This window comes from Flavobacteriales bacterium (assembly GCA_016713875.1).
Lineage (GTDB): Bacteria > Bacteroidota > Bacteroidia > Flavobacteriales_F > PHOS-HE28 > PHOS-HE28.
Window position 1 is genome coordinate 1,421,907 of sequence record JADJOI010000003.1, and the last position, 13,679, is coordinate 1,435,585.

The following is a 13,679-nucleotide window of genomic DNA, read 5'->3' on the forward strand; positions in this document are numbered from 1 at the left end:
AGCAGGAACACGATGTTCACGATCCGGGCGAACGGAGGCGCGCCTTCGGGCCATAGCTGGCCCAGGAGCACGACCGCGTTGAGCAACACCAGGATGATGAGGAAGGTCTTCGCATGGTCCGAAGATGGTCGATCTCGCCGAGTCCAATGGCCCGTGCGGCGATCGAGCGGTATGGGTCCTGCACAACAGCGCCGGCAGCGACCGCGTTGAGCGGACATGAGGTCCCTTCTCGCCCTCCTCAGCCTGGTGCTGCTGCTTTCCGCCTGTGCCGGCGCCGGTCGGGTCCGCAAGTGCGATGGTCACCGAGGGACCCGGGTGCCGATGGGGACGCTCTGACGCGCATCGCGAGGCCAACGCTTCAGCCCTCCGAGGGCCGGTCCTCTTCCGGAACGGACCCTTCCCCAGCCTCGGTCGCGCCGCAACGCGTGCATCGAGGACCTTTCCCCTCCCTCATCCCATGCCCATGAAGCAGTTCTTCGCGATCCTCGGCGTTGGTCTGGCCTCAGCAGGGCTCGGCCAGGAGGACGGCATCTATGTGTGCGACGCCGGCAACTTCCAGGCCCCGCCCTGGCGGATCCTGCGGTACGGGCTGGATGGTCAGTCACCGGTGGACTTCATCACGGACAGTTTGAACTGGCCGCAGGACATCCTGTTCCTGGAGGACAGCAACGCGGTGCTGATCAGCAACCTTGGCAGCGGCTCGATCGATCGGTACGACGCCACCACCGGAGCATACCACTCCGTGTTCGCCGCCGGCATCGCCGGGCCCACCCGCATGCGCATCGGGCCGGACGGATCGCTGTACGTGCTGCAATGGAGCGGCAACGGACGCGTGCGACGGTATGCGCTCGACGGCGACTACCTGGGCGAGTTCACCACGGTGGGCGTGCCGCAGAGCATTGGGCTCGAATGGGATGCCGATGGCCACCTGTACGTGTCATCCTACTCGCAGGACCTGGTGCGGCATTTCGATGAACAGGGCAACGACCTCGGTGTCTTCATCAACTCGGGCTTGGTGGGCCCCACGAACATCTGGGCGGACAGCGACAGCACCTTTCTGGTGGCCGACTACGATGGCGGTGCGGTGAAGCGGTTCGCCGCGGACGGCAGCTCCCTCGGCGTGTTCATCGGCGGGCTGGGCCAGACGGAGGGGTACGCGGTCCTCCCGGATGGGTCGCTGCTCCTCGGGAACGGGGCCGATCACTCGGTGAAGCGCTTCGCTCCGGATGGGAGCTACCTGGAGGACCTCATCGCCAGCGGTTCAGGCGGGCTGCTCAATCCCAATGCGATCGTGGTGCGCGGGACACCATTCGTGGGCCAGCTGGAGAACCCGGCTGCGGCGCCATTGCTGCTGGTCACCCCCACCTCCGGAACGCGGTTCACGGTGATCCTGGATCGGGCCGGAGAGCTGGAAGGGATACGGGTGCTGACCGTGGAAGGATCCGTGATCACATCCTTGAAGGGTTTTGACTGGGATGCCGGCTCGATAGCGAGAGGCCCCTATATGATCGAAGCGCGGTGGAGGGACGGAAGCACGGCCACCCGACGGGTGGTGGTCGCCGGCCGATGAGAACACCGTCCGGGCCTTGCAGTTCCGGCATGTGGAACGAATGGTCACCGCGGCCGATCGACGGCCGGATACCTTCACCCCATGGACCGTTCCAACCTCTTCGCCCAGCTCGAACGGCACGCGGCGGTGTTCCGCGGGCTGCTCACCGACCTCGGCACGGACGAGGCCACCTGGAAACCCGCTCCCGGATCGTGGTGCGCCCTGGAAGTGGCCTGTCATCTGCTGGACGAGGAGCGGGAGGACTTCCGCGCGCGGCTGCGCAGCACGCTGGAAACGCCGGAAGCCCCGTGGCCGAAGATCGATCCACCGGCGTGGGTGATCGAGCGCCGCTACCTGGAACAGGACCTTGCCGCCGTTCTGGACGCCTTCCTCGCCGAGCGCGCCGCCTCGCTCACCTGGCTGCGGGCCCAGGACCGGGCGCATTGGGACAACGCCTACATCCATCCGAAAGTGGGCCCGGTGAGCTGCGCGCTGCTGCTCACGAACTGGGTGGCGCACGACCTGCACCACATCCGGCAGCTGATCAACCTCGGCTACGCCCGGCTGAAAGCGAACGCGACCGTGCCCCTGGATTACGCGGGAACGTGGTAGGTTCGGGTCACCGAACGCCCGACCCATGTCACCCCTCCTGCGGAACATCCTGGCCGTCGTGGCCGGTATCGGCACCTGCCTGCTGCTCAACGGGCTCATGCTGGACCTGCTCATGCGCCTGATCCCGCCACCGGCCGGGTTCGATCCGAACACACCGTCCACCTACACCCTGCTGGAGGCGCGGCATTTCATCGCCCCCTTCCTCGCCCATGCCGTGCCTTCGCTGATCGGCGGCTTTCTGGCCGCCCGGCTGGCCGCCACACGCCCGATGACCTTCGCGCTGGTGGTGGGTGGAATGCACCTCCTTGGAGGCATCGCGGCCGCCTTCATGATCCCTGCTCCCATGTGGTTCATCGCGCTGGACCTGACCGTGGCCTACCTCCCGATGGCGTGGGTGGGCGGGCGACTGGCCGGAGTTCGGCGCTGAAGCGACCCTCCTTCGGATCCCGGGAGCCTTCGGCGATCGTCGGAGCGGACCTCCTGTGTCGCATCTTCGCGCCACAACGGCCACACGGTCGTTCCTCCCTCAGCGATGAAACGATCGATCCACCTCGACGAGAAGCTGGAAGGTTCCAGCCCCTTCACGGCCGCCGTGGAGGCCAACGGCTTTGTCTTCATCAGCGGCCAGATCGCCTCGGTGAAAGGCACCCGCACCGTCATCACTGACAACATCACCAAGGAGGCCGAACAGGTGATGGCGAACATCGGCGAGATCCTGGCGGCCGCCGGGCTCACCTACGACGACCTGGTGAAGTGCACCATCTACCTCACGAACCTACAGTACTACACGGCGGTGAGCACGGTGTACCAGGCCTGTTTCAAGGGCGATCTGCCGGCGCGCGAGACCGTGGGCGTGAAGGAGCTGCCGCGCGGCGCCAACGTGGAGATCAGCGGCATCGCCGTGAAGCGTTGACGGGCCTCGTCCGTACAGTACCCGCGCCAGCTGACCCCGGGCCCGTCCCGCTTCCATCCGAATGGACCCCGGAGAACAGGCCGCCCGGATCTTCGACCGGTAGGCGGCACGGTATGCCGCCAAGTACGCGGACGTCGGCCGGTACAGCCCATCGCTGGACGCGTACTTGGACCTTCTGCCCGCCGGGGCTGACGTGCTTGAACTCGCCTGCGGGCCAGGCAACGTCACTAGGCATCTGCTGGGTCGCCGGCCCGACCTGAAGTAGTCGTTCTTCACCACCATCAGCCGGTCGCCCGCGAACAGCTCCCCCTGGCCACCTTCGAGCGGATGGACCAACGGGCGATGCGGACCCTGGGGCGCCGGTTCCACGGCATCGTGTGCGCCTCGGTCTGCCCTACTTGAACGCCGGTGAGGCCACGGCCCTGATCGCCGACGCCGCCGCGGTGCTCCGGCCCGGAGGCGCCCTTTACCTCAGCACCATGGAGGAAGTGTCTGCCCGCCGCGCGTGGGAAGGCCCTACGGACCATGAGCGCATCCTTATGCACGACCACGCCGGATCCGATCTGGTGAGCGGCCTGCAGGTGCGCCACACCTGACGGAGCAGCTACGTGGACGCCAACGGGAGGTCCGTCACCGATCCGATGCAGGTGGCGCAGCACGCCGTGTGAGCGATCCCATCTTTGCGCCCCATGGAGTTCGGCATCTACACCTTCGTCGACCACACGCCCGATCCCGTCACCGGCGAGCGCATCACCGCACAACAGCGCCACGTCCAGCTGTTGGAGGAGGCCGAGCTGGCCGACCGCCTGGGGCTGGACGTGTTCGCCATCGGCGAGCACCACCGCGAGGACTTCATCGCCAGCGCGCCCGCCGTGCTGCTCGGGGCCATCGCCGCCCGCACCACGCGCATCCGGTTGAGCAGCGCCGTCACGGTGCTCAGCAGCGAGGATCCCGTGCGCGTGTTCCAGCAGTACGCCACGCTCGACCTGCTCAGTGGCGGGCGTGCAGAGATCATGGCCGGCCGCGGGTCCTTCACCGAGTCGTTCCCGCTGTTCGGGTACGACCTGAAGGACTACGACACGCTCTTCAGCGAGAAGCTGGCCATGCTGCTGGAGATCCGGAAGGGCGAGCACCTCACCTGGAAGGGGCGGCACACGCCCACGATCGAAGGCCGCGGCGTATACCCACGCGCCGTACAGGAGCCGCTGCCCGTGTGGGTGGCCGTGGGCGGCACGCCGGAGAGCGCCGTCCGTGCGGCCGCGTTGGGGCTGCCCATGACGCTCGCCATCATCGGGGGCGACCCGGCGCGGTTCAAGCCCTTCACCGACCTGTACCGGAAGGCCTGGCAGCAGGCGGGCCATCCGAAGGAACGCTTCCAGCTGGGCATCGGGTCGCACGGCTTCATCGCCGACAGCTTCGAGGAGGCGGCCGAGCTCACCTGGCCGCGCTACGCCATGCAGATGGGCCGCATTGGCAAGGAGCGTGGCTGGGGTCCTGTGGGCCGGCCGCAGTTCGACTTCGAGGTGTCGCCCCAGGGGGCCATGCTGCTCGGCGATCCGGAGACCGTGGCGCGCAAGATCATCCGTGAGCAGGAGCTGTTCGGCTTCACCCGCTTCTGCCTACAGTTCAGCGTGGGCAGCATGCCGCACGACAAGCTGCTCCGCTGCATTGAGCTCTACGCCACCGAGGTGGTGCCCCGCGTGAAGGCGGCCGTGGGGGCGTGATCGCCTTCAGCGCCGCAGGAAGGCCTGCCGACGCACCGTGCCCCCTTGCCGCACCTCGGCCACGTACAGGCCGGCGGCCAGTCCGTCCAGGGGGATCAACGCCCGGTCCGTGGTGGTCGCACGCCGCAACACCCGGCCCTGCGCATCGCGCACCAGCACCTCCGCAGGCCCACCCACCACCACGGTGACCGCGTCGTCCGCCGGCACAGGGAAGAGCGCGATCCCATCCACCGGATCCTCCTCCACGGTAGTGATCAACCCGTTGCTGCGCAAGGGACGGATGTGTGTGAGGGCGTAGCCGTGCGCGTCGTCGTGGAAGTAGAGATCGTAAATGCGGCGCGAGTGATTGAGTCCGGCCGTGCTGAAGTTGAGATCCCAGGTGGCCCCGCCATCGTCGCTGAACAGGATGAGGCCCTCCGTACCATCGGTCCGGTAGCCGCTGGCGAAGCCCGTGCCGTCCGGCCGGAAGGTCACGCTCGTCAGCACGAAGGGCCCCGCCACGTTGACGGTGGCGGGCGTCCATGTGCTGCCGCCATCGGTCGTGCGGAGGATGACGCCGTCGTTGCGCGTGGCCACACCCTGTTGGCCGGAGCTGAACGCCACATCGCTGAACCCGTGATCCGGGTCGGCGTGGATCTGCGACCAGGTGAGGCCGCCATCCGTGGACCGGTAGAGGGCACCACTGTCCGGCAGCACCACCAGGTTGCCCAGGTTGCGCTTGTAGCCGCCGGTGGCCGCGAAGCCGAGCTGATCGTTGACGAAGTGGAGGCGTGCGACGGGTTGGCCGGGAAGCACGGTGACGTTCGACCAGGTCGCCCCGGTGTCAACGCTCATGTCAACGATGCCGTTGCCCTGCTGGTCGCCGCCCGCGGCGAAGGCCACCAGATCGCTGCGCATGCGGATGGCGCGGTAGTGCTTGCCGCTGCCTGTGCGGACGCTGTCGAACTGAAAGATGTTCAGGTACTGGGGGTTCTGGCGCACCACCAGGCCCTGGTTGTACTGGTAATGCCCTGCCGCCATGTAGTACGGCCAGCCATTGACCTCCCGCACATCGATGTCCTCCAGGTTGCCGGGCGAGGCATACCAGACGAAGAAGCCCCCCGTGGTCGCGCCATTGTCCGTCCGCACAAGGCCGCCTTCGCCTTGAAAGGGATCGTTCGCGCCATAGACGAACAGCCCGGTATCGGGCGTGTGGAACGCTGCGGCCTGATAATGGATCGATGAGGAGAATATGCCGCCCGCCGTCCATTGGGCGTGGGTGACGACAGGACAGAGCGCGGTGAGGAGAGCGAGCGGAGCGATGCGGTGCATGGGGTCGGGTGGGTTCGCAGGGGGACACGCGGACCGGTCGTTCCGCTGCTTGTGCGGGTGCCCAACACGCGGACAGGTGTTGTGGTTCGGCGAAGAGGCCCGACCTTGGGGACGATGGACGCCGCCACCGCCCGCGACCGGCTGCTCGCCCTGCCCGGTGTCACCGAGCACGATCACTTCGGGCGACCCGCCTACCGCGCCACCACCGCCAAGGGGAAGCCCTCCACCATCTTCCTCACCCTGTGGCTCGACGATCAGCGGGCCGTGCTCCTGCTCGATGTGGAGCAACAGACCGAGCTCCACGCGCAGCATCCGCAGGTCTTCTTCCCCGTGCCCAACAAATGGGGCGCGAAGGGCGCCACCTTCGTGGAGCTGGCCCGGGCCGACGATCGCCTTTTCCAGCTCGGCGTGCAGCATGCGCTGGCGAAGGCCATGGGCGATCGCCGACCTTAGCGGAATGGAACGGGGCCCGCTGACCTCCGCGATCACGCTTGCCACCATGGTCATGGGCGGTACCCTGTGCGCTCAACCGTACACCCAAGCCCTTTGGCCGGTGGATACGGTGCGCAACATCATCTATGGGTGGGATACGACCTACCTGGGCGGGATCGACACCCTGAAGCTCGACCTCTTCCGTCCGGTGGGCGATGGCAACACGCACCGGCCGGTGCTCATCGCCGTGCATGGCGGGGCCTGGGTGGGCGGCACGCGGCAGGAGCTGTGGTCCATCTGCCATGCCGCCGCACAGCGCGGGTACGTGGCCGCCACCATCAGCTATCGGCTACGCCACCATGTGCCGCAGAACGTGTCCATCTCCCTCGGCGTGGAACCCTGCGTGTACCTGCCGGACAGCGCCGAGCTGCTCCGGGCCCTCTACCGGGCGCAGCAGGACCTCAAGGGGGCCGTCCGCTTCCTGAAGGGACGCAGTGCGCAGGACAGCACCAACACCTGCAACGTGTTCCTCTACGGGGAGAGCGCGGGGGCCATCACAAGCCTTACGGCCGCCTTCCTCGACGAGCCGGTGGAGCGTCCTTCGGCCTGTGGCGCACTGCCCGCCGTGCCCGATCCGAACCTGCTGCTGGGCGGATGCCACGTCACCGGCCTTCCGCTCAGCACAGCCCAGCGCAGCCGCCCCGACCTCGGTCCGGTGGACGGCGACCTGGCGCAGAACGGCACCGATGCGCGCGTGGCCGGCATCGCGTCGATGTATGGCGCACTGCCAGCGATGGCCCTCACCGAGGACTGGATGCAGGGCCCTGATACACCGGCCGTGTTCCTGTACCACCAGCCATGCGACGCCGTGGTGCCCAACGGGACCGCTCCGCTGCTGCGCGACCTGTCGGCCTACTGCGCGGGCGGCACGTGGTGGAGCACGCACTACCCGTGGTGCGCGGGCAGTGCGGTGCTGGCGCCCCTGCTGGGCGGGAGCCTGCTGGCGAACGTGCAGGATGCGGCCGTGTGCAACGCCGTGCTCGGCCAGTTCCCGTTCTCCTTCAACTGCATCAACGTGGCGCAGAACGGCTCGTTCCACTACGTGAACAACGCGGCCGCGGTGCGCGACAGCCTCTTCAAGGCCTTCAGCCCGGTGATCGTGGCCCACGAAGCGGAGCCCTGCGGCAACACCGCCGTGCGCGCGATCGGCTCCGCCACCCGCGCGGTGCTGTTCCCCACCCCCGCGATGGATCGGCTCACGGTGGTCCTGCCCGAAGGGGGCCGGACCGTTCAGGCCCGGCTGTGCGATGCGGCCGGTCGGACGCTGTTGCAGGCATCGCTTCGCGCTGGACGCAACACGATCGACGTGGCGGGCCTCGGGAACGGGGCGTACGTGCTGGTGTTCGCGGAGGCGCCCTTCCCTGCCGAACGCGTGATCGTGGCGCGGTAGGCCATCACCGTTCGTCCCCGTGACGGATCGTGTGCTACGTTCGGGCAGCATCACGCGTCCCATGAGCGTCCTCGTACCAGATCCCCGGACCATGCGCACGACCCTGACCCTGGCCGCTTCCATTGCCCTGGCGCCCCTGTGGGCCCAATGTCCCTTCGACCCCACCATCCAACCCGACCCTGTGATCCTGTGCCCCGGCGCAGGCGAGGTGCTCAGCACGCAGGTGTACGACAGCTACCAGTGGTACAAGGACGGGCAGCCGATCACGGGTGCGATCCAGCAGACCCACGCGGTGAACGCCTTCAACGACGGGGGATCCAGCTTCACGGTGGAATGCACGCTGAACGGCTGCACGGAGATGTCCCCTCCCGTGCTCGTGGATGGCTGGGTGTTCCTGTTGCCCTTCGTGATGCACGGGGGCGACACCGAGTACGGCATCGGGTCGAACGGTCAGCTGCTGTTCTGCGAGGGCGATACGCTGCTGCTGACCCTGATGCCGCCGTACGACACCAACATCCAATGGACCGACGGCGGCGTGCCCATCCCGGGTGCGAACGGCCCCACCCTCGTGGTGACGGAGAACGGGTCGTACTCCGTGAGCGGGGCTCCGGGCATCTGCCCGAACTTCATGCAGCAGCTGGGTGTCACCATCGCCGCGGAGTTCACGCCTCCGGTCCAGCCCACGCTGACCCTGAACGGCGCGGAGCTCTGTGCCAGCCCACCGGGCAATAGCTACCAGTGGTACATCAACGGGCAACCGATCGCCGCCGACACGAACTGCATCACCATGGGTATTCCTGGCACATATGCCGTTTTCGTGGACTACGGCCTACCGTGTCAGGCGATCTCAGACCCCTTCGGCGGCCCGAACGGCGTGGGCGAGGATGGCGATCGCGCAGAGGTGCTGGTGTGGCCCAATCCAGCAACGAGCATCGTGCGCTTCCAATGGCATGGTACGCTGCCCGCCACCTGGACGGTGATCGACGCCGCTGGTCGCGCCATCAAATGGGGCGAAGTGAAGGCCCAGCGTACGCAGGACATCGACGTGAGCCGATGGCCCGCTGGCCCCTACACGCTCCGCACCGTGGATGCACGGCAGGCGGACGAACGCCGCTTCGTGGTGCAGCGTTGAACCGCTGCGGTCAAGAACGAACAGGGCCGCCCGAGGGCGGCCCTGTCGCTTGACGTTCCTCAAGGGATCACTCCCCGGTGATCGCGGCGGCCAGGTTGGTCATGGCCGTCTGGTTGTTGGGGCCTGCGCCCATGGCGGTCTCATTGGCCAGCAGATCCAGGCCCATCATCAGGGTGATGACCTCGATGTTGGGCGCCAGCGTAGCGGTGCCCCCGGCCGCCAGGTCCGCGTGGTAGTGGAAGTGGTCCTCCGTCAGGAGCACATCCGTGGCGCAGTGATAGGTGAAGACCTTGTCCTGCGGGTCGTCGAAGTCGCCGTCGCCATTGCCGTCCACGTGCCCTTCCATGTTCAGGAACTTGTATCCAGCGCTGGGGTTCCAGCTCCAATGCATCTCCTGTAGGTCGAGCGGGTACTCGGCCAGCGTAGGGTCGGCATGGTTGGTGGCGCTGTCCAGGCCCAGGGCGATGTGCACCTCGTGGATGTGGTTGGGCGCGATGCTGCCGAGCGTGAACGTGTTGGTGGCCGCGGCGGCATCCACCAGCAGCACGGTCTCGTGGAACTCGCCCACGGTGTTCATGGCATCGTCCGTGAGGTGGATGTCGCTCACGTAGAACTTCAGCTTGTCGAATTTGACGGCATGACCGGCGCCGTCCTGCACGATGTCGCTGAGGCTGAACGGAGCGCCGTTCTTGGTGAAGGAGAAGGAGAGCTTCACCGTGCCCGTGGTGGGCGTGGTGGGGGTGGGCTCGGGATCGTCCTTCTTGCAGGCGGTGAAGCCCACCGCGAGGGCGGCCGCAAGGGCCAGGTGTTGGGTGTTCATGCGTAGTGGTCGTGTTGTGTTGTTGTTGTTGTTGTTCAGTTGAACGCGTACGTGATCCCGATGATCGCGCGCTGTCGGTTGGGGATCATCCATTCGCCGGAGGAACGGGCCACGGCGTATTGATGGTTCACCGTCACCATCCAGTTGCGCCACCACACGCGGGATCCCACGTGGGTGAAGAGGGTGTTGGCGCCCGTGCCGGGCACCTTCCCGTCGCTCTGCCGGTCCATGCCGGAATGCTCGGCGTACAGGCCCAGGGATGGCGCCAAGGTGAACGCCCCGATCGGCACCTGGTGGAAGCCCTCGGCGGTGGCCGAAAGACCGTGCCCCATGCGATGGTCGCCGGCACCGACGCTGTTCAGGCGGCCGGTCACGGCCAGGCTTCCGCCCCACCGCTGCCGGCGCACCAGGTATTCGGCCGAGGCAAGACCGTCCCAGCTGCCCGTACCGGGCTGCAGGTCGTGGCCCACCTCCTGGCCTGACCAGGTGCGGTCCGTGGCGCCCAAGGGCACCTTGCCGCCCAGCCCCACGGTGAAGCGATGCACCGTCCGCGGCACGTCGGAGAGCCCGCGGGTGTTGGCCAGCACGTAGCGGGCCAGCACGAAGGGGTCGCCCACCCCGTACAGGTCGGCGCGCGCATAGCCGTCCACGCCCTGGTAGTTGTTCACCAGGGGCACCGAGGCCATCACGGCGAAGCGGGGGCCGAACCACACGTCGCCGCGCAGTTCGAGCACCTGGTAGAGCTCCGTGTAGTGCTGTTCCGCCGTGGTGGCACTGTGACCGCCGTGCTTCAGCACACCGGCGGTGCCCAGCGTCCCATCGAGCTGGCGGAAGCGGTAGAAAAGGCCGACGGTGGTGCTGCGGTCCTTCGGCTGGATGCCGAGGAAGAGACCGCACACATCGCAGGCAAGCAGCGGAGGCGCGCTCAATAGCGCCGCCGCCAGGAGAAGGCGTTTCATGGAAAGGGATTGAGATTCAACGAGGGCCGACCGCATGGGCCGGATCGGAACCTATCCCCAGGGCACCGGGTCGGCGATGGCGTGGATGCCGTCGAGCAGCGTCACGCGCAGCGGCGGTGCGGCCAGTTCGCGCATGGGCAGCACCGGCGGCCAGTTCAGCACGTTGGCCACCAAGGATGGCTCGGTGCGCACCTCCAGGTTCTCGAACGGGGTCTGGGCCTTGCGTTCGCTGGTGTGGAGCTGGCGCATCAGCACGCAGTTGCCATGGCAGGTGTTCTGCTCCGGGGCGGCGTCGCGCATCACGCACAGCTCACGCTCGATGCGGTCCCGCTCCAGCAGGAAATGGCCCACGATCAACGAGGGCAGCAGCAACGAGAGCAGCAGCAGCGCCGCCATCATGCCCGTCGACAGACGAAGCAGGAGGTTCACAGAGGCCGTGGGGCGCATGATGCCAAAGGTAGATCAACGACCACTGAAGCGACTGACCGGCATCATCCGTTAAGAACCGATGCGCTCCAACAACACCAGGCTGTGGTCCGTCCGCTGGAAGTGATCCACCAGCAGGCCCCAACGCGGAGCGGCGGACCCGGTGCGGAGCACGGCCTCGGCAGGCAGGTGGCCGGTGCGCAGGCCCGACCAGAGCAACCAGAGCCCGAAGGCGTTGGCCGTGAAGAACTCGCCGCAGAGGTGCTTGTAGGCGGCGTGGGTGGCCTGCGGCAGGTCGGCCTCCACGGGTGCATAGGCCCCGTCCTGCGTACCGTCGCCGTTGCGTCCGGTCATCAACAGGTCGATGCGGTCAGCGGTGAGCCCGTTCCTCTGGAGAAAAGCCTGGACCCGATCGCGCAGGGGCTCCGGCCCGCCGCGGTAGCTGATGTCCACGTCCACCACGCGCACGGCCGTGCCCGGTCCGGGCGTATCGCCCAGCACGAAGAAGGCGGCCCCTTCGCCGCAGAGGGCGCCGCCATCGGTGGCCCGCAGCACCTCCAGGTTGGGCACGTCGTGCTGCTTCCAGATGCCGCTGCGGCGCTGCACCAGATAGTAGTCCGGGGTGATGCTCTCAGCGCCGCCCACCAGCACGGTGCCGCGCCCTTCCAGGCCCACCTGCATCCAGCCGTCGAGCAGGGCGGTGGTGAAGGAGATGCCGCGGTGGAGGTAGGTGTAGTTGTAGCCGGTGCAGCGTGTGGCCAGGGCGATCTGCCCGGCCACGTTGTTGTGCGTGCTCTGGATGAAGGCCGTGGGGTTGGGCACGTCCTCGTTGTTGTGCAGCAGGGGCACGAAGAAGCGCTCGGTGCTTTCCATGCAGCCCAGTCCGGTGCCCACGATGATGGCCTCGGGAGTGGCTCCGCCCGCGCGGTCCAGGGCGTTGAGCGCGGTGCCCAGGCCGATCTTCGCCACCTTTTCCATGCGGCGCCCGCGCACGGGGTCCACGTAGCGGCGCAGCTCCGGCACCACAGCCTTGAGCGGATGGGTGGTGTAGGCGGCGACCTGTTGCAGGCGGTCGGTGTCGAACACCGGCTGGGGGCCGATGGCCGAGGCCTCGCGGATGTACACCGGTCGCTTCATGGCCGCGCGTCGGGTGCGCTCAGCACCAGACTGGTGTTGTTGCCGCCGAAGCCGAAGGAGCTGCTCAGCACATGGCGCACGGCCACATCGCTCCGGGTGCGGGTCACCGGCACCAGCGGCGCTTCGGCCAGCGGCGTGCGCCAGCGCAGGTTGGCGAAGTGCACCCCGTGCCGGATGGCGAGCACGGCGTACACGGCCTCCACCGCACCGGCGGCACCGAGGGTGTGGCCCGTGAACGACTTGGTGCTGCTGAAGGGGGGCACGGCGCCGTGGAAAAGCCGGTTGAGCGCGATGCCCTCGGAGGCGTCGTTGTTCGGGGTGCCGGTGCCGTGGACGTTCACGTAGCTGATGGCCTCGGGCGTGAGCTGCGCCATGGCCAGGGCCTGCCGCATGGCCTCGTAGGCGCCTGTGCCGTCCGGGGAGGAGGCCGTGGCATGGAACGCCTCATTGGTGTTGGCGTATCCGCTCACCACGGCGAGCACTTCGGCACCGCGGGCCCGTGCGCGCGATTCGGTCTCCAGCACCAGGTAGGCGGCGGCCTCGCCCAGGTTGAGCCCGGCCCGGTCGCGGTCGAAGGGGCGGCAGGGCTCGCGGTCCAGGATCAACAATGAGTTGAAGCCGTTGACGGTGAACTTGCAGAGGGCATCGGTGCCGCCCACCACGGCCACGTCCGTCAGGCCATGGCGCAGCAACCGGTCGCCCAGCATCAATGCGTTGGCGCTGCTGGAGCAGGCGGTGCTGATGGTGGTCACCAGGTCGCGGAAGCCAAGCTCGGCGGCGATGCGCTGAGCGTGATCGCCGGGGTCGTGGGTGCCCAGGTACTGCGCGGCCACATCGGGGATCTCCGGCAGGAAGTACTGATCGTAGACGGGCTCGGTCTTGTCGATGCCGCCAGCGGTGGTGGCGGAGACGAAGGCGGTGCGCTGGGCGGAGGGTTCGATGCCTGCGTGGGCCAGGGCCTCCTTCACGGCGCGCAGGCCGAGCAAGGCGGTACGGGTCCAACTGCGCACGGAGCAGGGAGCGGCCAGGGCGGCGAGGGCATCATCGTCCATGGGCACCTCGGCCACGGGGATGGTGCCGCGGTGGCGGGTGGGCAGCACGGTGATGGGGCCGATGCCGGAGCGTTCCTGGAGCAGGGCGTCGAGGTTGCCCTCCACGTTGGTGCCCAGGGCGCTGATCACGCCCAGTCCGGTGATCACCACGCGGTCGCTCAT

15 protein-coding genes are annotated in these 13,679 nt (G+C 67.7%); 9 read left to right on the forward strand and 6 right to left on the reverse strand.

The genetic code is table 11. The features are described from left to right. The first annotated feature begins 463 nt into the window (after positions 1-463). From IPJ87_07680 to IPJ87_07705, 6 genes are all read left to right on the forward strand, one after another. Positions 464-1,570 (forward strand): hypothetical protein, encoded by a 1,107-nt coding sequence (locus IPJ87_07680; GenBank protein ID MBK7941739.1) that lies wholly within the window; start codon positions 464-466, stop codon positions 1,568-1,570. A gap of 81 nt (positions 1,571-1,651) precedes the next feature. Then, a complete protein-coding gene (locus IPJ87_07685; protein ID MBK7941740.1) occupies positions 1,652-2,161 on the forward strand; it encodes a DinB family protein in 510 nt (169 codons plus the stop codon). A 25-nt stretch (positions 2,162-2,186) separates the two neighbouring features. Beyond that, positions 2,187-2,588, forward strand: a complete 402-nt coding sequence (locus IPJ87_07690) for a hypothetical protein (protein MBK7941741.1) — start codon at positions 2,187-2,189, stop codon at positions 2,586-2,588. A 105-nt stretch (positions 2,589-2,693) separates the two neighbouring features. Then, positions 2,694-3,074, forward strand: a complete 381-nt coding sequence (locus tag IPJ87_07695) for a hypothetical protein (protein MBK7941742.1) — start codon at positions 2,694-2,696, stop codon at positions 3,072-3,074. 377 nt (positions 3,075-3,451) lie between these two features. Then, complete coding sequence (locus IPJ87_07700) at positions 3,452-3,670, forward strand: hypothetical protein (protein MBK7941743.1); 219 nt, start codon at positions 3,452-3,454, stop codon at positions 3,668-3,670. Between the two features lie 93 nt (positions 3,671-3,763). Then, positions 3,764-4,798, forward strand: a complete 1,035-nt coding sequence (locus IPJ87_07705) for an LLM class flavin-dependent oxidoreductase (protein MBK7941744.1) — start codon at positions 3,764-3,766, stop codon at positions 4,796-4,798. A 6-nt stretch (positions 4,799-4,804) separates the two neighbouring features. Here the strand turns inward: IPJ87_07705 and IPJ87_07710 are convergent, their stop codons facing one another. Next, positions 4,805-6,109 carry a T9SS type A sorting domain-containing protein gene (locus IPJ87_07710; protein MBK7941745.1) on the reverse strand — a complete coding sequence of 435 codons (1,305 nt, stop codon included), beginning with the start codon at positions 6,107-6,109 and terminating at the stop codon, positions 4,805-4,807. A gap of 114 nt (positions 6,110-6,223) precedes the next feature. Here IPJ87_07710 and IPJ87_07715 point away from each other — a divergent pair, with 114 nt between their 5' ends. The 3 genes from IPJ87_07715 to IPJ87_07725 all read left to right on the forward strand — a co-directional run bounded on the left by IPJ87_07715 (position 6,224) and on the right by IPJ87_07725 (position 9,123). Next, positions 6,224-6,562 carry an MmcQ/YjbR family DNA-binding protein gene (locus tag IPJ87_07715; GenBank protein ID MBK7941746.1) on the forward strand — a complete coding sequence of 113 codons (339 nt, stop codon included), beginning with the start codon at positions 6,224-6,226 and terminating at the stop codon, positions 6,560-6,562. 4 nt (positions 6,563-6,566) lie between these two features. After that, entirely contained in the window at positions 6,567-7,991 is a 1,425-nt protein-coding gene (locus IPJ87_07720) for a carboxylesterase family protein (protein ID MBK7941747.1), read from the forward strand. Positions 7,992-8,082: 91 nt separating this feature from the next. Beyond that, positions 8,083-9,123 (forward strand): T9SS type A sorting domain-containing protein, encoded by a 1,041-nt coding sequence (locus IPJ87_07725; protein ID MBK7941748.1) that lies wholly within the window; start codon positions 8,083-8,085, stop codon positions 9,121-9,123. A gap of 67 nt (positions 9,124-9,190) precedes the next feature. Here IPJ87_07725 and IPJ87_07730 read toward each other — a convergent pair whose 3' ends face one another. From IPJ87_07730 to IPJ87_07750, 5 genes are read right to left on the reverse strand one after another with little or no spacing between them, the layout of a single operon-like run. Continuing rightward, complete coding sequence (locus IPJ87_07730; protein ID MBK7941749.1) at positions 9,191-9,943, reverse strand: hypothetical protein; 753 nt, start codon at positions 9,941-9,943, stop codon at positions 9,191-9,193. 35 nt (positions 9,944-9,978) lie between these two features. Next, on the reverse strand, positions 9,979-10,902 hold the full coding sequence (locus tag IPJ87_07735) for a hypothetical protein (protein ID MBK7941750.1): 924 nt from the start codon (positions 10,900-10,902) through the stop codon (positions 9,979-9,981). A gap of 51 nt (positions 10,903-10,953) precedes the next feature. Continuing rightward, positions 10,954-11,349: a hypothetical protein gene (locus IPJ87_07740; protein MBK7941751.1), complete on the reverse strand. Its 396-nt coding sequence runs from the start codon at positions 11,347-11,349 to the stop codon at positions 10,954-10,956. Positions 11,350-11,400: 51 nt separating this feature from the next. Beyond that, entirely contained in the window at positions 11,401-12,465 is a 1,065-nt protein-coding gene (locus tag IPJ87_07745; GenBank protein ID MBK7941752.1) for a hypothetical protein, read from the reverse strand. Further along, positions 12,462-13,679, reverse strand: coding sequence for a beta-ketoacyl-[acyl-carrier-protein] synthase family protein (locus IPJ87_07750; protein MBK7941753.1), 1,218 nt, complete (start codon positions 13,677-13,679; stop codon positions 12,462-12,464). The genes IPJ87_07745 and IPJ87_07750 overlap by 4 nt, the downstream gene beginning before the upstream one ends.